This is a genomic window from Methanoculleus sp. MH98A (assembly GCF_000691865.1).
Taxonomy (GTDB): domain Archaea; phylum Halobacteriota; class Methanomicrobia; order Methanomicrobiales; family Methanoculleaceae; genus Methanoculleus.
The window spans coordinates 1-17,637 of sequence record NZ_JMIO01000031.1 but is presented as its reverse complement, the minus strand read 5'-3'; the positions used below and the strand labels follow the sequence as shown (position 1 = coordinate 17,637).

The following is a 17,637-nucleotide window of genomic DNA, read 5'->3' as shown; positions in this document are numbered from 1 at the left end:
TTCTCCTGCGAGTGCTGCCGACAGGTTTGCTGCAGTGGTGGATTTCCCGATTCCCCCCTTCCCGTAGAGGGCGATCTGTTTCATTGCAGCTACTATGCGCTTGCATGGGTAATTAGGTGTCGGATGCGGTTCACGCAGTGGAGATATATATCCTTTTCTGCAATTCGATCATCACTTCCGGAGGCTCCTTCTCAAGGAATATTTTTTCTCCTACTCTCTTTTGATATTCAGACATTTATAATTCGTTTTTTAAAATTGGAAAAGTATATAATGAACAGTTTGAAACTCTTGTCAAGCAGAGGGAAACCATGGACCCACGATTCCGATCAAGGTTGGTTGCGGCGATTATTCTCATTTTCGTCGTCTGTTCGGTCTTCTCAGTGAGCCCGGTTGCCGGTTTCCGTCTGGAGAACAGGGATGGAAGCGGCACCGAAGCGGCGTTAGCGGAGGCCCTGGTGCTGCAGCAGAGCACCAAAATCAGAGAAGAGTTTATGGAGAACCTCACCGTCTACATCGACAGCAGGAGCGAAGTGTTCAGGCGGGAGGGTGCGTCCGTGGACGTGAGCGGGGTCTACGTCCCCGAGGAGAACGCCGTCTACATCCGCTCGGACAGGGATCCGGCGCGAGCCGACGAGGTCTTTGTCCAGCAGGTGGGCTACCGCGTCTACCACACGATGGGGTTTGGGGAGAGCAAGGCGTTTGCGGCGCTTGCCGAAAACCCGGGCACCTACCTGGCCCGGATCACCGCACCCCCCGGTGAGGAGAGGGAGGCGGCGATCTTCGCCGAGGCCTTCATGCTCTACCACACCTCCCCGGCGGTTCTGAAGAAGTACGCCCCGGAGGTTCACACCTACATGGACCTGCTCGCCAAGAACGGCGGGGACAGGGCGGCGGTGGACGACCTGTTCCTTCATTACCAGCCGGAGTAACCGGCTGGTTCTTTTTTTTGCGGCCCGTGAGCCGGGTCGGTTGACCTGACGGCGAGGTCCATTTCTGCAGGTCTTTCAGTCCGGTGTCGGGTGCCGAAGTTAGTGAATTACTGAGCTTACAGACGTTTCACACTATTATGGCATCAACGATGAAAAAATCAGGGCAACCCCGGGCTCCGGTTACCCTTACTCCCGGCAGCGACCCCTTCAATCGGACCGCTTGAAGACGCCCATGACGAGCATGATCACCGGAATGATCTCGAGTCGCCCGATCCACATGATCAGGATGAAGAGGCCCTTCGCCGGAGCCTCCATATCGGGCGAGACGAACCCCGTGGATATGCCGTTGTTGCACATCGCGGTGGCGACCTCGAAGATCACGTTACTTGAATCGAACGACGTCGGCTGCAGGTGCATCACCAGTATCGTGGCGACGAAGATGATCAAAAAGTAGAGCATGATCGTCAGCATGTTCCGCGAGACCTCGAGGTCGGCGACGTTCTTCGGGATCACCCTGCCGTCGTACTTGAAGGGCACGAGCACCTTTCCGGAGACGAACATCCGCCGGAACCACCAGACCAGGCTCTGGAACCCGAGGACTACCCGGGAGAGTTTGATACCGCCGGCGGTGCTCCCCGACGACCCGCCGATCATGATCAGCATCGCGAGAAAGAGGACGGTCACGCTCGCCCACTCGTTCGGGGAGGCGACCTGGAACCCGGTACTGGTGACCGCTGCGGTAGCCATGAAGAGCGCCTGGCGGATGGCCGTGGGGAGATCGGTTGCGGTGAGCGTGACGAGGTCCCACGCGATCACGACGATCCCGAGTGCGATGAGCATGAGGAGGAGACGTGCCTGCTGGTCGCCGAAGAACCGCGTGCCTTTCCCCCGGTAGAGGAGGTAGTAGAGTTTGAACGGCAGGGCCCCGGCGATCATGACCGGGACGATGAGGACTTCGAGCAGCGGGTTGTTGTAGAACGGGATCCCCGCCGAGTGGACGGAGAACCCGCCGGTGGCGATGGCGACGAGGGCGATGTTCACCGCGTCCCAGACCGGCACCCCCGAGAGGAGGATGAGGCCGATCGAAGCGGCGGTCAGCGCCAGGTATATCTTCCACATCTCGAACCCCGTCGCGACGACGCTCGGCATCAGCGCTTCCGAGCGGCCTTCCGACCGGTAGAGGCGGAACTGGGTCAACCCGGTTCTCGAGGCCATCGCGACGGTGAAGGCGACGATCCCGATGCCGCCGAGCCATTGCATCAGCGACCGCCAGAAAAGAAGTGTCCGGGGCATCTCTTCGACCGACCGCATCACCGTCAGGCCCGTGTCCGTCCACCCGGACATCGCCTCGAAGACGGCATCAAGGTACGGGACGCCGAGTCCGAGGCAGAACGGGAGTGCGCTCACCAGCGCGATGATCAGCCAGATCAGGGCAACCGCCATGAGGGCGGCGGATAGGGGGGCCTCGCGGTCCTCGCGGGGCACCTGGAGAAGAAACATCCCGAGGATAAAGAGGACGACAGGGACGGAGACCATGGGCAGGATCATGTCCCACTCCTCATAGATCACCGCCACGACAAGCGGCACCGCCGTGGCGATGCTCATGTACTTGAAGATGCTGCCGATGTCCTGTGCGATGATCGAGAACTGCTCGATCCTATCCATCGTTACACGTTCTCCGGGCGCTCTTATCTACTTTCTCCTGCACGGCCGTTCGGCTCCCCGTGGTCTTAGTGGGGCTAAAATCACCTTCTGCCGCATCCGAACCCGTTGTTTCCGGCCATCGTCTCCCGGGTCCCGGCCGCTCCCGGAGCGCTCTCGATGAAGATGCGCCGGTTGATGATCCGCCAGGCGAGGATGAGCTGGGCCATATCCCCGGCCGTCAGGTAGTCGCTGTCCTGGCTGAGATCGATGGGCTCCACCTGGGTCTGAATCTCGATGTTTCGCTCCAGTTTTCTCGCGACGGCGTCGTTCAGCTCCCCGTCGAACGTGAGCGCCCCTATTGCCTCCCCCCCGACGTCTTCGATGGTGAACTCGACCATGAAGTCGCGCTCGGAGAGCGAGAGGAGCCCGAAGAGGTCGATGGAGAGGTCGACGTCCCCGATGCTCTTATCAAGCCTGCTCTGGCAGAGGGTGACGCGGTAGACGTTGCGCTTCTCGCTCACGTCCCTGCCGTACTTCGAGAAGGCGATCCGGATGACCGCATCCGCAAACAGGCACTGCGGCGCGACGTACCGCTCGTAGTCGGGTTTGCGCTCCTCCATCTCCCGGAGGACGGCCTCGGTGGAGTAGCCCCGCCGCTCCACGTCGCGTTTGATCTTCCAGGCACGCTTGACGTCGGGGTCCGGGTCCACGTAGAGTTTGAAGTCGATCAGGTCCCGAAGCGTCGGGGTGATGAACGGGTGCAGCCCCTCGAGGATCAGGATTTTCGTGGGGCTGAAGGGCACCGGGGGGTCGAACCGGCCGTAATCGTGGTTGTAGACCGGTTTTTCGATCGTTCTACCCGCCTTCAGTTCGGTAAGATGCTGCTCTAAGAGGTCGAACCGGTTCGCCTCGGGAACGAGCGGCGTTATCCCGAGATCTTTGCGTTCCCGGCGGTCGTATTTGTGGTAATCGTCGATGGTGATGGTGGAGACGAGGTCGTCCCCGAAGATCTCGCGGATCGCCCGGGTGAAGGTGGTCTTTCCGGATCCGCTGTCTCCCGCGACGCCGATGATGAAGACGTAGGGCGACTCGGCAATGACTCTCTTGAAGTCGGACGGGGGCATGATTCAGCTCGAAGGTTGGTCGGTATCGGAGCGTGTTAAGATTTCGGTGCAGGCCGACCCGGCGGCAAACAGGGCGGCAACCGTAAAAAAAGGGATGGAGTGCCTAAGGGGAGAGGATCCCCGCCTCCCGGTGCTTCTTTGCGATCTCGTCGGCGAGCCGGTCGAGCGCCGCGAAGTCCTCCTCCTTCGGGGCACCCCTGACGTAGACCGGGTCGAGGAACTCGACCTTGAGCCGGCCGAGCATCTCCACGATGGTGTCGACCGTCTTCCCGCCCCAGCCGTAGGACCCGATCACCGTCGCGTAGCGGGTCTTCGGGCGGAGGAGGTTTGCGAGGTAGGTGGCGTAGACCGCCTGCGGGTGTGGGCCGAAGATGACCGTCGGCGCCCCGATCACGACCGTTGCGGCGTCCACGAGCGCCTTTGCGAGGTCGCCGATGTCGGTCTTCGGGAGGTTGAACGGCTGGACCTCGACGCCGCGCTCCATCAGGCGTCGACGAAGTGCTCGACCATGGCCTGGGTGCTGCCGTGCATGGAGACGTAGGGGAGCACCACCGTATTCGTCACGTCGTCGCCCGTCCAGTCCCGGTAGGCGTCGACGATGAACGCCGGGTGGTCGTAGATCGGGCCGTGGCTCGGGGCGATCACGTCGATCTCGCGCGTCGCGAGTTTATCGAGGTGGCCCTTGATGCTCGAGCGGAACGGCATCATGATCTCGGCGTAGTAGCGTTTCGCGGACTCGTAGACCGCGCCCTCGTCGGGGACGTAGAGGGAACTCGTCGCGTAATGCGAACCGAAGAGGTCGCAGGGGAAGAGGATCCGGTCTTCCTTGAGGTAGGTCAGCATCGTCTCCGGCCAGTGAACCCAGGGGGCGATGATGAACTCGAACGTCTTACCCCCGAGGTCGAGCGTATCGCCGTCGCCGATGACGATGAACCGATCCTCGGGGACGTGGAGGAGGTCGACAAGGAAGTCGCGGCACTTCTGGTTCGTCACCACTTTCGCGTCACCGAACCGCTCGAGCATCGCCGGTATCGAGCCAGAGTGATCCTGCTCGGCGTGGCTGGAGACGATGTAGTCGATCGAATCAACCCCGAGCGACTCCAGGTTCCCCATGAGTTCCGCGGTCTTCGTCGGGTCGGCGGTATCGATCAGCGCTGTCTTCTTGCTGCCCCGCACCAGGTAACTGTTGTAGGTGGTGCCGTCGGGGAGCGGGATCAGTTCGTCGAAGAGCCGGCGGTCCCAGTCGATGACGCCGACGGCAAAGACGCCCGGCACGATCTCGCGTGCGGCCATTACTCCTTCGCCTCCTTCGGGTGTGTTCCGGCTGGCATACGGTTCATCAAGGTATCCGACATACTTCGTCCTCCGTAGGTTCTCGACCGTCCCGGCGAAGCCTGCTGCGCCGTCCGGCAGACGTCTCTCCGGCGCGAACGGTGATAACGGTTTCGCTCTATTTCGTGGAGGAAGAGAGGGTAGTCTGGCCTTCTCCTCTTCTTACCTCGTTTGCAAAGAGGTGTGCCTGCCGCGTCGGTTCCGGGAGCCGGTAGCCCCGTGCGGCCGAGAGGACGAGGTCGACCGCAACCGGGAGATCGATCCGGTGGCCCACCGAGACGTAGACGGGTTTCACCCGCTCTTTCGTCCGCACCGCCATCCCGATCGTCTCGCCGTCGCGGAGGATGGGGGCGGTCGATCCCTTCTCCCCCGCGGGCTCGGCCGCCGTGCCGAGGAGGAGGCTCTTTGCGACCCCGACGGCGGGCCGGTCCAGGAGGACGCCCATGTGACTCGCGATGCCGAGCCCCCGGGGGTGGGCGATCCCCTGCCCGTCGAAGAAGATCACGTCCGGCTCGGAGCGCAGTCTCCGGAACGCCTCGAGGAGGGCGGGGCCTTCCCGGAAGGTCAGGAGACCGGGAATGTAGGGAAACGTCGTCACGGCGGCGGCGGAGACCCGCTCGACGACGGTGAGATCGGGGAAACTGAGGGCGACGGCGACCGCGTGGATGACGTCCGAACCCTTCGCATAGGAGGCGTCGGCGCCGACCACGAGGGAGACCGCCCCGGGATCGCCGGAACGGCGAACCTGCTCCCGGAGCCTCTCCTGGAGGCGGATCGCCTCCGCCGGCGTCAGGTCGAAGGGATGGGTCTCTCTGATCTCCATGGTCGTTTCCCGTTGCACGGAGGTAGGTGGTATCGTATACCCGCTATTATATGCTTGGGGCAGGGGGTACTCCGCAGGTGACGATCGCCCGCGGAGATCCCCGGCCGGCGAGGCTTTTTTATACGTGAAGATGGGGTACGGCACGGAGTGTCACTCTCGGAGCGTGGATGATATGGCACGATGGGTCTGCAGTGTCTGTGATTACGAGTATGTTGAGGAGGCGGGAGACCCGGCTACCGGGATACCGCCGGGAACGCCCTTCGAAGATCTCCCCGGCGACTGGCGGTGCTCCCGCTGCAGCGCGGGAAAGGAGGCGTTCGTGCGGGCCGGCGAGGAAGAGGTGGAGATGAATGACGAAGACTACCTCTGAAGGAGCCGCCATGACCGTGGCCGACGTGCTGGTCTCGGAACTCGCGGCCTGGGGGATCACCCTCTACTTCGGCATCCCCGGCTCATCGTCGCTCCCGCTCGTGGACGCGGTCCGGAGGAATCCGGACGCACGCTACATCGTCGTCCGGCACGAGCAGACCGCGGCCCTCGCAGCCTCGGCCTACAACAAGTTCACGGGAAAGGTCGCCGTCTGCCTGACCATCGCCGGGCCGGGGGCGACGAACCTCGCCACCGGCCTCTATGACGCGAAAGAGGATCGGGCGAGCGTGCTCTCCCTGAATGGGCAGGTGCAGGCGCAGTACGCCGGCCCCGGCGGCGTCCAGGAGATCGACCAGGACGCGTTCTTCCGCCCGATCGCGGTCTTCAACAACACCGTCGCCGACCCGTCGACGGCGGTCAAACTCCTCACCCGGGCGCTACGCTATGCAATCATCGGCCGCGGCGTTGCCCAGCTCTCTCTTCCGAACGATATCCAGAGGGAGCCGCTCGAACCGGCCTACTGCGAACGCGAGACCTGCCTCGCGGAAGTCACGACGGCCCCGACCGGCGAGGCCGTCCGTGCGGCGGCGGAGGCGATCGACGGCGCGGAGCGGCCGGTCATCCTCGCGGGCTTCGGCGCCATGCGTGCGGCGGAAGCGGTCATCGAGCTTGCGGAGACGATCCGGGCGCCTATCGTCACCACCTTCAGGGCGAAGGGCATCCTCCCCGACGAGAACGAGTGGGTTGCCGGGATACACGGGCCGCTCGGGACGCCGCACGCCCGGACGCTCGTCGAGGAGTCCGACCTCGTGATCGCCTGCGGGGCGAGTTTCTCCGACTTCACCGGGATCCCCGGCGAGAAGCGGGCCGTCCACATCGATATCGACCCGCTCCAGCTCGGCAAGCACCCGCTCGCGGCAGGGGTCTATGGCGACTGCGCCGTTGCCGTACCGATGATCCGGGAGCGGGTCAGGCCGCGGGAGGATACGGGGGCCAGGGCGTGGCTTGCGGAGCAAAAGCGGGAGTGGTTCGAGTTCCTCGACCGGGAGGCCGACCCGGAGGCGGCCCCCATCCGGCCGCCCTACATCATGAAAGTCCTCTCCGGGACCCTTCCGGAAGACGCGGTCATCTCCCTCGACGTCGGGGAGAACCAGTGGTGGTTCGGGAGAAATTTCCGGATGAAGCGGCAGCGGTTCGCGATGTCGGGCTACCTCGGGACGATGGGGTTCGGGCTCCCGGGGGCGATTGCGGCGAAACTGGCCTACCCCGATGCGACCGCCGTCTGCATCACCGGTGACGGGGGGTTCTCGATGGTCATGGCCGACTTCGTCACGGCGGTCAGGTACGATCTCCCCATCGTCGTCGTGGTCTTGAACAACCACCAGCTTGCGATGATCCGGGAGGAGCAGCGAGAGGCGAACTACCCGCCCTACGGGATCGAACTCACGAATCCGGACTTCGCGGCGTATGCGGAGGCCTGCGGCGGCGCCGGGATACGGGTGGTCCGGCCGCAGGATCTCGCAGACGCCGTTCTCCGGGCGGTGCGGATGAATAAGCCCGTCGTGGTCGATATCGAGACCGATCCGGTGCGGTTCGAATAGTCAGGCGCCCCTTACTCCCCGGCAGGCCCCGATGGGACGCGGCACGCCGTTCATCCGAAATCTATAAGTATCCTGCAACTGTATGGAAGGCCGAGGGTAGATGTGAACATCCCGGTCACGGCCGCGCAGCCTGCGAGGCCCATGCCGGGCAAGCGCGGATCTCCGGATGTCGATCCGGGTGGGAGCATCGGCATATCGTTCTTCGCTCCACGCTGAGGGTCCCCGGGAGCCCGTTAATCGAACGGGCGCTCGGGTAAACTTGCGGCGAACCGGATCCGCTCCGGTTCACCGTTCTTCTTGCGGTCCTGGTTCGGCCGGACTGTTTTGCGGCTCCAAAAGAGTGGTGGGGTTGTATCATTCGCAGCAGAGGTAATCGTAGAGGAACGCGGCGAGCACCGCACCGACGATGGGGCCGATGATGTAGACGGGGAAGAACTCCCAGAGGTTCTGCCCGGCAAGCAGCCAGTCCCCGAGGAACGGGCCGAACGTACGGGCGGGGTTCAGCGACGCGCCGGTCAGGTTCCCGATCGTCGTGATGATCCCCGCGACCGCGAGACCCACCACAAGCCCGGCAAAGCCCGGTGTGGCCCGTTCGTCGACGGCGGCGCCCATGATGACGAGCATCAGAAGAAACGTCCCGACCGCCTCGATGACGATCGCCTGCAGGTAGCCGATACCGGGGAACGGTGTCGTCGCCCCGAGCCCCCCGATGGCTACGGCGTCCGGGCCGACGGCCCAGGCAAAGAGCAGGCTCGCTGCCGCGGCACCGACGAGTTGCGCCGCGATGTACGGGACGACGTCGCGGCCGGGGAGCCGGCGGGTTGCAAAGAGGGCTATCGTCACTGCCGGATTGATGTGGCAGCCCGATATCCGCCCGAAAGCGTAGATCGACCCGGCAATGGCGATGCCGAAGGCGAGCCCTATCGCGAGCCAGTCGCCGAGCCCCCCGAGCGCCCCGATCCCTATGTTGAAGGAGGTCGCCGGGGTCGTCCCCGCGGCGAGCATCAGCGTGACGATCGCGGCGCCGGCACCGAAGAAGACGAGGATGAACGTCCCGACGGCTTCGGCGACGCATCGTTTTCCAAGAGATGTGGTCATGGTTTCACCAGTACGTAAGATACTCCTTTTTTAATGACCCTTAGCCCAAAAAAGGGCCAGGATGTGTTGTTATTTCCCATACAGGGAGTTGTAACACGCGGGACAGAGGATCCGCGGCAGCGGGGTCTTCACGCGCTTGCTGGGGAGCGGGTAGCCGCCCTCCCAGACGTCGACATCCTTTCGGATCGCGTGTTCCATGCAGAGCCCCATCCCGCAGACGATGCAGATCGCCACCGCCTCGCTATCCTTCCCCTCAAGGGCGCAGTAGTAGCATTTCACGATTACTCCCCCTCAGATCGCCTCTTTCCACTGGCAGTAGTGCTGCCGCTGGTCAACGAGGCTCGTCGTGGCACAGCTCTTGCATGCTCGCACCGGAGCGGCGGGGGTCTCCTTCTCGAGCGCGATGATGTTCGTCATCATCGTCGCGGTCACGGGTTCGCTCGTCAGGAGGCACGGGTAGTCGGCAAGGCGCATCAGGGCGGAGAACCGGACGGTTATGGCGCAGGCCGGGTAGGCGTACCATTGCGGGTTCATCAGCACCTCGTTTGCGTGGATGGGCGAGAGGTCGACGGGATACTTGCCGACCGTCGGGGTCAGGGGCTCGTCGGCACCGTTCCGGTTCTTCCGCGCTTTGTCGATGAGTTTCCACCCGCGGTAGATCATGTCCATGAAGTCGCAGTTGTGGAGTTCCGCCGCCGCTCCCCGGGCCGGGTAGGCGAGGACGTAGTTGTGGAACCTTTTCGTGAGGAGGTCGACGACCATGGGAGCGTTGAGCGCGTCGAGTTCGAGGATGTACTCGGTGGCGGCGGCGGACGACCCGGTTGCGACCGAGAGGACGTCCCAGTAACTCTTGTAGGCATCAAGCGAGTTTCGTAGCGACGACTCCATTACCCCGGTGACCGCCTCGATCACCGCCGTGACGACGTCGTCCTTGCACATGTTGAAGGTCGACTGCGCGATGTGGTGCGCGACGTCGCCGACGCTGTAGGCGGGAACCGTCAGGATGTTCGCGTAGTGGACACCGTCGTCGACGGCGGCGCGAACCGTCGGCTCCATCCGCCGCCGGTACTCGCTCATGTACTTCCGCGCATCAAAGGACGTCATCCCGGCCGCATCCATCAGTTCCGCCTGCCCCTCGACCGGATCGCGGTAGATCTTTTGCATGATCTCGACCTCTTTCGCCGTCGCCTCGCCGGGGGTGGCGCCCTCCTCGAGGGCATGGGCGAAGGTGTCCCCGAACCCGTAGGAGGTGTTCATTCCCCACGATTTGGCGGCGAGGATCGCCCGCTTGTGCTCGACCGGTATATCGGCCTTCTGGAGCACCCGGTTCACCACGTTGCTCGTGCTGCCCGGGATCAGCGCGAAGTCGACGACACAGGTGGGGCCGTAGAACCCGCCGTAGCGCCGCACCGCTTCAAGGCCGATCCTGGCCTCGGCAGCCGCGATTGCCTCTGTGAAGGCGTCGACGCTCTTTGCGAATGCCTCGTCCTGGCTTTTGAGGATCTCGAGCACCACGGGTGTCTGGTAATGCTCGACGAAGGGATCGTCTTCGGGGCGGACGGTCGTCGTGAGGCTTTGCAGGACCTCGGCATGCGAGACGACCGAGTTTTTGTGCAGGTCGATGACCGCCCGGCTCTGGTCGCCGATCGCCGTCATCTTCCGGACGGCATCGACGTAGGGTTTCGTGTCCGCGAGGACGAACTTCTGGCCGCGTTTTGCTTTTACCATCTCCACGTCCGCCCACTGGGCGGTCATGGCCTCGTTAATCATCTTCTCGTAGAGTTCTCTCATATCGATCACCTGTATGGTTCCTGCTGTCCGGTTCTTCGGACAGCATGTTCGAGAAAGCGATTCTTACGGCGGTCCCTGCGGAACCTCCGGATCTGGCGGAGCTACTCTGACGATGGAGAATGCGGACGGTGTGAGCCCGGCAAAGGGGCCCGAAGAGCCGGGAGGACGGCGATCGGGGATACGAAACCCATGTTCTGGTTCGTGCACCCTCCATACTACCCTGGAATCCCGGTAAGGATTCTTCAATCGGCCTGATGGGTCGTCCTCACATATATCTCTTGTGTCGTCCGTCGGAACCTGTATCCGGGAAAAAAGAGGGTTTTTTAGCCAGTCGGGCAACTCACGCCGACCCTTTAACCTTCGAATGCTAGCCGTTTCGGCGGTCAGAACCAGGCATCCAGCGTCTTCTGGGTCGCCTTCACCGAGACCTTGGCGAGAGCGCTCCTGACGCGCTCTTCGGAGAAGTCGTAGCGGCCACAGAGCATCTCCACGACGCCCTCGACGTCCGGCGTCCTCCACTCGAGGGTGTAGTCGTCGGTGACCGGCGGGTTGAGGAAGAAGTCGCGTATGGGGGCGGGGTTGAAGTCGGGCTGCTTCTCGGCGATCACGGACTCGAACTCGCCGTTCCGCACGATCTTCAAGGCGGTCTTGCCGCCGACGCCCCGGATCCCCGGGTTGAAGTCCGTGCCCACCAGGATGCCGATCTCGGCGAGCTGCTCTCTCGTGACACCGAGGCGGTCGAGGAGGGAGGAGAGGACGATCCTCTCGGGGTTCACCGTGATCGTCCGTCCCCTGGTCTTTCGCCGCCCGCTGACGGTGAGGTTCCGGACCAGCACCGGGGACCCGAAGAGAAGCGAGTCGTAGTCCTGGGAGACCGCGTAGGTGACCTTCCCCTGCCGCGCCATGTAAGCCGCCTGCGCTTCGCCCTCGCTCGGCGCCTGCACCCAGGGGATGCCGAGCAGGTCGAGGAGTTCGCGGGACGATGCGATGGTGTGGCTGTCGATGCGGGCGGATGCGCTCGCCTGCTTGTAGGCCTCCTCCATATCGCCTTCCCGGAGCGCCGTCTTCCAGGCCTCGTCGGCCCGGGCGCGATGTTCGCGCCGCTCGTTGATCGTCTCCTGCTTGAACTCCGGGGGCTTCCCGTCGAAGACAAAGACCGGGCGGATGCCCTTCTCCAGGAAGTTCACCGTTCGAAAGAGGATGCCGGAGAGGTGTGAGGTGATCCGGCCCGCACCGTTCATCAGCGGGGTGCCGTCCGGCTGCCGGATGATGGAAAGGAACTGGTAAAGTGCGTTATGAGCGTCCAATGCGGCGATGCCGGATAGGTCGTCCCACGCCAACGTCTCTTTACAGTCTGCCAGGATGTCTCGGATAGCAACGCCCATGCTACCTGATCATGAGAGAGGGATATGCCATTAAGATGGCGATCCGGTTCACCGATACATCCGCCGGGAGAGGCCGTCGACGATCTCCTCGATGTGGCTCACGGTGTTGTCGTATCTGGCGGTCATCGTCTTTCCCATCTCCTCCATGTTCACGCGCATGGTGCGCTCCCGCTGCACGACGCTCTGCTCGAGGCTCACGATCTTTATGCCGAGAGAGATGAGCAATCCTCCGAGAGAGAGCATCATGAACGTTGCCGCAACCGCTATGACGAGGTCCTGCCAGAACCGCATCACCAGCACGACGGTGGAGACCACCATCACGATGGTGAGAACGATATCGCCGATGAGTTCGCGAATCTCCATAATTTAAAGTGATGAGGATGCATTAATTAACCTACCTATAATGAGTGGAGTTTTGTGATGCAGATACGCGACTGGCTGCCTCTTCTTGGAATGCCCCTGATGCTTTTGTTCGTCCAGATCATCGCCATCGTCCTCGTCATGCCCATGCAGGCAGCGGGGCTTGTTGCGTTTGAAGATCCCGAATCGGTGGCGAATCCCCTGATATTTATAGGGATGCTGCTGGCCTTCACCCTGGTCCTGCTCTTCCTGCTCCGGACGGGGGGCCGGCGGTTCATCGCCGCGTTCATCGGGTTTGCCCTCTTCATGACGTTCCTCTACATATTCGGCGCGCTCTCCCTCCTCGCGCTCGGGCCCACCACCGCCGCCGCGGCCGGAACGCTCATCGGTGCCGTTGCAGCGACTGCGCTCCTCTACCTCTACCCGGAATGGTACGTCATCGATATCCTCGGCGTGCTGATATCCGCCGGGGTTGCGTCAATCTTTGGGATCTCCCTCGCCGTCCTGCCGGTGCTCGTGCTGCTCGTGCTGCTCGCGGTCTACGACGCCATATCGGTCTACCGGACGAAACACATGATCACGCTGGCCGAAGGCGTTCTCGAGACGAAGGCGCCCATAATGGTCGTGGTTCCGAAGAGAACGGACTACTCGTTCAGGAAAGAGGGGCTCAACATCAGTGAGGGGGAGGAGCGCGGCGCGTTCGTCATGGGTATGGGCGATCTCATCATGCCCTCGATCCTTGTTGCGTCATCGCACGTCTTCGTGGACGCGCCCGCGGTCCTCTGGATCCTCTCCACCCCGACACTCGGCGCGATGGCGGGTTCGCTCGTCGGCCTCGCGGTGCTCCTCTACTTTGTCAACAAGGGCAACCCCCAGGCGGGGCTCCCGCCGTTAAACGGCGGGGCTATTCTTGGGTTTCTGGTTGGGGCGGCTCTCGCAGGCTCGTTTTCGTGGCTTCCTTTCTGAATGTGAGCAAACGATCGAGCACCGCATCCACCCCCTCTCCGGTGAGCGTGGACATCTCCGGGTAACCCTCGATCCCCTGGATATCCGCCTTGTTTGCGACCGTCACCACCGGCACGTCGACGAGCCGGTGTATCTCCTCAAGGAGCCGGGTCTGGTCGTCGAGCGAGTAGCCGCAGTGTTCGCTTGCGTCCAGGATGAAGAGGACGACGTCGGCCGTGTTGATGATGGCGCTGACCGCCTGCCGCTCGATGGGGTTCCTCTCGTCCGCCGGGCGCTCGAGAACCCCGGGTGTGTCGATGAACTGGATCCGGTCGCGCTTGCCGATCTCGCGGTGGCCGACGACGATCCCCTTGGTGGTGAACGGGTAGGCGGCGATCTCGGGTTCCGCCGTGGAGACAAGCCGGATAAATGAAGATTTCCCGACGTTCGGGAATCCCGCAACCACCACGGTGAAGTCGTCGTCGTTCACGTGTGGGAGTTTCCGCAGGATGTTTCGGGCCTCGTTTAAGTATACGAGATCGTCTTCCACCTGGTGAACGATGGAGGCTATGCGGGCGACGGCCTGCCGCCGTTTTGGAGGTGTGTCTACTCCGGATCGCATGCTGCGGGCGTAACCGGAGCCGATGACCCAGGCCTGGTCGGCCGCCCAGTTGACGGCGCCGAGGGATCGTTTCAACCGGTCGAGCGAGACGAGGATGTCGGTCGCCTCCTGGTAGAAGGGGGAGAGGCGCTCGAAACTCGGGAACGAGCCGACCACGCTCTTTAATTTGTCGTGGATGGCTTTCGCGACCGCTCTCACGAACTCCTCGTTCGCGGTATCGACGTTGGTCTTCAGCTTCTTCTTGGCTGCCGCCCTGCGAAGACTGCGGTCGAGCACTTCGTCCGCCGTAGGAACGGTCGGGATGGTTTCGAATTCCACGTTACGCACAACCTAATGTATTTAAACAACGTATAATGACTGATAATTATGGAGCTCTCTCCGATTCAGAAGGATATCCTGATAACTCTGATTACCCTATACCATCAGTCTTCCCACTCTATAAAAGGTGAGGAGATCGCGGAGGTGCTGAAGCGCAACCCCGGCACCGTCCGCAACCAGATGCAGGCCTTGAAAGCCCTCGGGCTGGTCGACGGCGTTCCCGGCCCCAAAGGTGGATACAGCCCGACCGCAGGTGCGTACAGGGAGCTGAATCTCGGGGACCTCGAGCACCAGTTCGAGGTGCCGATCTTCCGCGGCGGCGAGAAGGTGAGGGGCGTCCGCGTCAGGGAGCTCGGGTTCACCACCCTCTGCCACCCCGACCTGTGCCAGGCAATGGTCAGGATCATCGGGAGCGTGAAACTCTTCCGTGTCGGGGATATGGTCTCGATCGGGCCCACGCCGGTGAATAAACTCCTCGTCCGCGGCGAGGTCTTCGGGATGGACGAGAACCTGCAGGCGCTTCTTATCAGCGTCTCCGAGATGATATCCCTCCCGAAACAGCCCATCAAGCACTATATGAGCACCCCGGTCCTGACCCTGCCGCTCATCGCCACCCTCCGCGATGCCGTGCACCTCTTCAATACCCATCATATCCACGGCGCGCCGGTGCTGAAGGACGACGGCGCCCTCGCGGGCATCATAACGCTGAGCGATCTCGCCCGCGGCCTGGATGCGGGTCTGACGCTGGATGCGCCCGTCGTGGAGGTCATGACGGCCGATGTGGTGGAGGCTCCGTCGTCGATCCGGCTCTACGAGCTCGTGGGCCGGTTCAAGGAACGGGAGATCGGGAGGTTGATTGTTGTCGAGGACGGCAAGCCTGTCGGGATCGTTACCCAGACCGATATTATTCGGGTCTTTCCCTCACTTTGATCCCCTCCCTGTTCGAAATTTCGTGCTTCAACCCCTCTGGTGACAGATAAGTATTTATATGAGAATACCTATGGTGCTTCTGTTAAACGAGTTCTGTGTGTGAGTGCATTTCACAGAACTCAATGAAAAGGGGGAAATGGATCATGACTGATATACCACTGGCACCTGTTGGCAGAATTGTAAAGAAGTCCGGCGCGGAGCGTGTGAGTTCCGATGCCAATGAAGAACTCGCGAAACTGATGGAGCAGTACGCTTCAAGGATCGCGAAAGAGGCGATCAAGCTGGCGGGTCACGCGGGCAGGAAGACGGTCAAGGCAACCGATGTCCGGATGGCGGCCGAAACCGTGAAGTAAACCCAAAAAATCTCTTTTTCTCCAGGCCATACTCGTACCTCCGGGAAGGCCGCAATGCGGGCGATCCGGTATGCAGCTCCCCGGTGAAGGAGGCCTCTGCATTGTGGTTTTTCCCGCTGCGGGCAGCGGCGGTGCATGCATGTCCGGCAATAATCTGGAACGCTCTTTTCCGTGATTTTATAGACTTTAGAAGATTTAAATAGTACAAACGTCCCACGGTTCTGTATGAGCAAAACTTTCTGCCGCTCCCTTGCCAGGAAGAAAGTGATGAGTAACGATGGCATGCTCATCGGGACCATCAAGAATATTATTGTCGACCTCAACACGGGGCAGGTTGCCGACCTGCTCGTCAAACCGGACGAGACGTTCAAGACCGACGGCTACAGGACGGACGGGGACAAGATGCTCGTGCCGTTTGAGTCGGTGAAGGATATAAAAGATTACGTCGTCGTCGACCGCTACCTGCTGAAGAGATAGGGACAATACTTTTTCTGACCACACCTGGGTGCGGTAACGATACTGGTTTGGATACCTACGGGTTTTTCGGCCCGTCAAAGGTTCATGACACCGACCGCATCGATACTCACACCGGGACGGTGAGCATGACGATTCTGTCCTGAGCGCGGGGATCGGGCTCTGGCTTGTGTATCGGCGGAGAACGACCCGGCCTCGCACGATGGACCGGGCGCGGTCAGGGTTGCAGGCCCCGGCCGCGCCACACTTTTTGGAGAAAAGACGACAGGGCAGCCCTGTACATCAGGACTCAACTCCCCTGTATCGCGCGTGATTGATCAGTCTGCGTAGCGAATCGCTCCTCATTCGGGTTCGGTGATTGCTTGCAAACATATATATCCGCAAGCATGTATTCGGAGTAAAATATATACGTGGCTGAATTTGTGGGAATACGAGTCAAATGGGGTTATAATCATGAAACAATCCGAAATCGTCGCTGGAATCGTTCTCGTCCTCGCTCTGGCTGTAGGCGTTGTTTACGCCACTGGCGGGTTTGAAACAGGGGAGTTGAACGATTCGACGGAAATGAATTCTGTTATCGTGAAAGACGCGGTCGTCTCGCTGACTATTGATAACACGACGAATGCGACCGAGAATAAGACCGTTGGGGCGCCGGGTGAACCCGGACCGGGAATCGTGAATGCAATTGTCGGGGTGTTTTCAAATGTGGTTGAAATAAGCAGTTCCGGCGGTTCCGTACGGTCTTCGTCATCATCTGGAGGAAGTAGCAGTAGCAGCAGTTCTTCCGGAGGGACAACGGTTACTCCAACGGCAACGGAGACGTCCTGCCCGACGACCGAGCCAACAACGACCTCAACGGTGAAGGTGACCGCAACCCCGACGACGAATGAGACGGCGACTCCCACCCCAACTACGAGCCCAACCGCAACCACGACCCCCACACCCACCGCGACCATGACACCCGTTCCTGCGGCGACCACGGAGCCTGCACCGAATTCTACACCGACGGTATCCCCAACGATTGACCCGACATCGACGCCAACGCCGACAACGGAGATTACTACCGAGACCTGGACGGGAACGGCGGGTGTTACTCGCACCTATTACTACATCGTTGACCATGTCGCAAAAACAACGAGCATTATCGTTGAATCGGAGTTTCCCGCTGAAATAAACGATACAATGATGTATTACGAACTACACGACTATATTTACTATTTCAGCAATGTTGAACTGAGAAACATCTATCTGCACTTCCATTACATAAACCACGGGCCGAACGGGGAATGGGATTACGAGATGGGCGGAGGCCCGAGCATTGGTTCCCGTTTTGGACATGAGGCATGGCTTGGACGATGGGAATATCCGGTTACTGAGACGGTGATTCTCATTTACTCGGAGAATGTCCCGGTTTATGTGGTAAGCACGGTGGATTTCGTATATGACGGATTCATACGAGATCCTTACACCGGCGAAGAAGATTATATCCCACGGAAATACTACGATAAACGAGAGGTAATGCCCGAAAAACAGCCCGGA

The 17,637-nt window shown here is 61.3% G+C and carries 18 protein-coding genes and 2 pseudogenes; 8 read left to right on the top strand and 12 right to left on the bottom strand.

Translation table 11 applies throughout. From position 1 onward, the window contains the following. Nucleotides 1-84: pseudogene (locus EI28_RS13405) on the bottom strand (nitrogenase iron protein); the annotation flags it as partial. Between the two features lie 296 nt (nucleotides 85-380). Between EI28_RS13405 and EI28_RS05600 the strand changes: the two are divergent. Beyond that, nucleotides 381-929, top strand: a complete 549-nt coding sequence (locus EI28_RS05600) for a hypothetical protein (RefSeq protein ID WP_231476607.1) — start codon at nucleotides 381-383, stop codon at nucleotides 927-929. A 207-nt stretch (nucleotides 930-1,136) separates the two neighbouring features. Here the strand turns inward: EI28_RS05600 and EI28_RS05595 are convergent, their stop codons facing one another. The 4 genes and pseudogenes from EI28_RS05595 to nfi form a co-directional block, all read right to left on the bottom strand. After that, entirely contained in the window at nucleotides 1,137-2,594 is a 1,458-nt protein-coding gene (locus EI28_RS05595) for a TrkH family potassium uptake protein (protein WP_048113353.1), read from the bottom strand. 80 nt (nucleotides 2,595-2,674) lie between these two features. Beyond that, nucleotides 2,675-3,697 carry a phosphoribulokinase gene (locus tag EI28_RS05590; protein ID WP_048113352.1) on the bottom strand — a complete coding sequence of 341 codons (1,023 nt, stop codon included), beginning with the start codon at nucleotides 3,695-3,697 and terminating at the stop codon, nucleotides 2,675-2,677. Nucleotides 3,698-3,800: 103 nt separating this feature from the next. Then, nucleotides 3,801-4,990: pseudogene (locus tag EI28_RS05585) on the bottom strand (FprA family A-type flavoprotein). Nucleotides 4,991-5,147: 157 nt separating this feature from the next. Continuing rightward, the gene (gene nfi, locus EI28_RS05580) at nucleotides 5,148-5,852 is read right to left on the bottom strand and encodes a deoxyribonuclease V (RefSeq protein WP_048113350.1); all 705 of its coding nucleotides are present in this window, start codon (nucleotides 5,850-5,852) and stop codon (nucleotides 5,148-5,150) included. A gap of 172 nt (nucleotides 5,853-6,024) precedes the next feature. On the opposite strand from nfi, the gene EI28_RS05575 reads away from it, so the two are divergent. Continuing rightward, nucleotides 6,025-6,222 carry a rubredoxin gene (locus EI28_RS05575; RefSeq protein ID WP_048113348.1) on the top strand — a complete coding sequence of 66 codons (198 nt, stop codon included), beginning with the start codon at nucleotides 6,025-6,027 and terminating at the stop codon, nucleotides 6,220-6,222. Continuing rightward, nucleotides 6,203-7,822, top strand: a complete 1,620-nt coding sequence (locus EI28_RS05570; RefSeq protein WP_052379678.1) for a thiamine pyrophosphate-binding protein — start codon at nucleotides 6,203-6,205, stop codon at nucleotides 7,820-7,822. The genes EI28_RS05575 and EI28_RS05570 overlap by 20 nt, the downstream gene beginning before the upstream one ends. 354 nt (nucleotides 7,823-8,176) lie before the next feature. Here the strand turns inward: EI28_RS05570 and EI28_RS05565 are convergent, their stop codons facing one another. The 5 genes from EI28_RS05565 to EI28_RS05545 form a co-directional block, all read right to left on the bottom strand. Beyond that, nucleotides 8,177-8,920 (bottom strand): MIP/aquaporin family protein, encoded by a 744-nt coding sequence (locus EI28_RS05565; RefSeq protein WP_048113344.1) that lies wholly within the window; start codon nucleotides 8,918-8,920, stop codon nucleotides 8,177-8,179. Nucleotides 8,921-8,989: 69 nt separating this feature from the next. Continuing rightward, the gene (locus tag EI28_RS05560) at nucleotides 8,990-9,199 is read right to left on the bottom strand and encodes a DUF2180 family protein (RefSeq protein ID WP_048113343.1); all 210 of its coding nucleotides are present in this window, start codon (nucleotides 9,197-9,199) and stop codon (nucleotides 8,990-8,992) included. A gap of 12 nt (nucleotides 9,200-9,211) precedes the next feature. Continuing rightward, entirely contained in the window at nucleotides 9,212-10,711 is a 1,500-nt protein-coding gene (locus EI28_RS05555) for a DUF2193 domain-containing protein (protein WP_048113360.1), read from the bottom strand. 383 nt (nucleotides 10,712-11,094) lie between these two features. After that, the gene (fen, locus tag EI28_RS05550) at nucleotides 11,095-12,096 is read right to left on the bottom strand and encodes a flap endonuclease-1 (RefSeq protein ID WP_048113341.1); all 1,002 of its coding nucleotides are present in this window, start codon (nucleotides 12,094-12,096) and stop codon (nucleotides 11,095-11,097) included. Between the two features lie 48 nt (nucleotides 12,097-12,144). Then, nucleotides 12,145-12,459 (bottom strand): hypothetical protein, encoded by a 315-nt coding sequence (locus EI28_RS05545; RefSeq protein WP_048113340.1) that lies wholly within the window; start codon nucleotides 12,457-12,459, stop codon nucleotides 12,145-12,147. Between the two features lie 57 nt (nucleotides 12,460-12,516). On the opposite strand from EI28_RS05545, the gene EI28_RS05540 reads away from it, so the two are divergent. Next, nucleotides 12,517-13,422 (top strand): presenilin family intramembrane aspartyl protease PSH, encoded by a 906-nt coding sequence (locus EI28_RS05540; protein WP_048113338.1) that lies wholly within the window; start codon nucleotides 12,517-12,519, stop codon nucleotides 13,420-13,422. On the opposite strand, the gene EI28_RS05535 is transcribed toward EI28_RS05540, so the two are convergent. Next, on the bottom strand, nucleotides 13,361-14,341 hold the full coding sequence (locus EI28_RS05535; RefSeq protein WP_048113337.1) for a GTPase: 981 nt from the start codon (nucleotides 14,339-14,341) through the stop codon (nucleotides 13,361-13,363). The two genes, EI28_RS05540 and EI28_RS05535, sit on opposite strands and share 62 nt — an antisense overlap. Before the next feature lie 48 nt (nucleotides 14,342-14,389). On the opposite strand from EI28_RS05535, the gene EI28_RS05530 reads away from it, so the two are divergent. The 3 genes from EI28_RS05530 (at nucleotide 14,390) to EI28_RS05520 (ending at nucleotide 16,101) form a co-directional block, all read left to right on the top strand. Continuing rightward, complete coding sequence (locus EI28_RS05530) at nucleotides 14,390-15,271, top strand: CBS domain-containing protein (RefSeq protein WP_048113335.1); 882 nt, start codon at nucleotides 14,390-14,392, stop codon at nucleotides 15,269-15,271. 143 nt (nucleotides 15,272-15,414) lie between these two features. Beyond that, nucleotides 15,415-15,624: a histone family protein gene (locus EI28_RS05525; protein WP_011844756.1), complete on the top strand. Its 210-nt coding sequence runs from the start codon at nucleotides 15,415-15,417 to the stop codon at nucleotides 15,622-15,624. 225 nt (nucleotides 15,625-15,849) lie between these two features. Continuing rightward, on the top strand, nucleotides 15,850-16,101 hold the full coding sequence (locus EI28_RS05520) for a PRC-barrel domain-containing protein (RefSeq protein ID WP_048113333.1): 252 nt from the start codon (nucleotides 15,850-15,852) through the stop codon (nucleotides 16,099-16,101). A gap of 512 nt (nucleotides 16,102-16,613) precedes the next feature. Here EI28_RS05520 and EI28_RS13990 read toward each other — a convergent pair. Continuing rightward, nucleotides 16,614-17,054, bottom strand: a complete 441-nt coding sequence (locus EI28_RS13990; RefSeq protein WP_155937262.1) for a hypothetical protein — start codon at nucleotides 17,052-17,054, stop codon at nucleotides 16,614-16,616. Here EI28_RS13990 and EI28_RS13985 point away from each other — a divergent pair. Continuing rightward, nucleotides 17,053-17,637: hypothetical protein (locus EI28_RS13985; RefSeq protein WP_197018465.1), on the top strand; the 585-nt coding region annotated here is incomplete at its 3' end. The two genes, EI28_RS13990 and EI28_RS13985, sit on opposite strands and share 2 nt — an antisense overlap.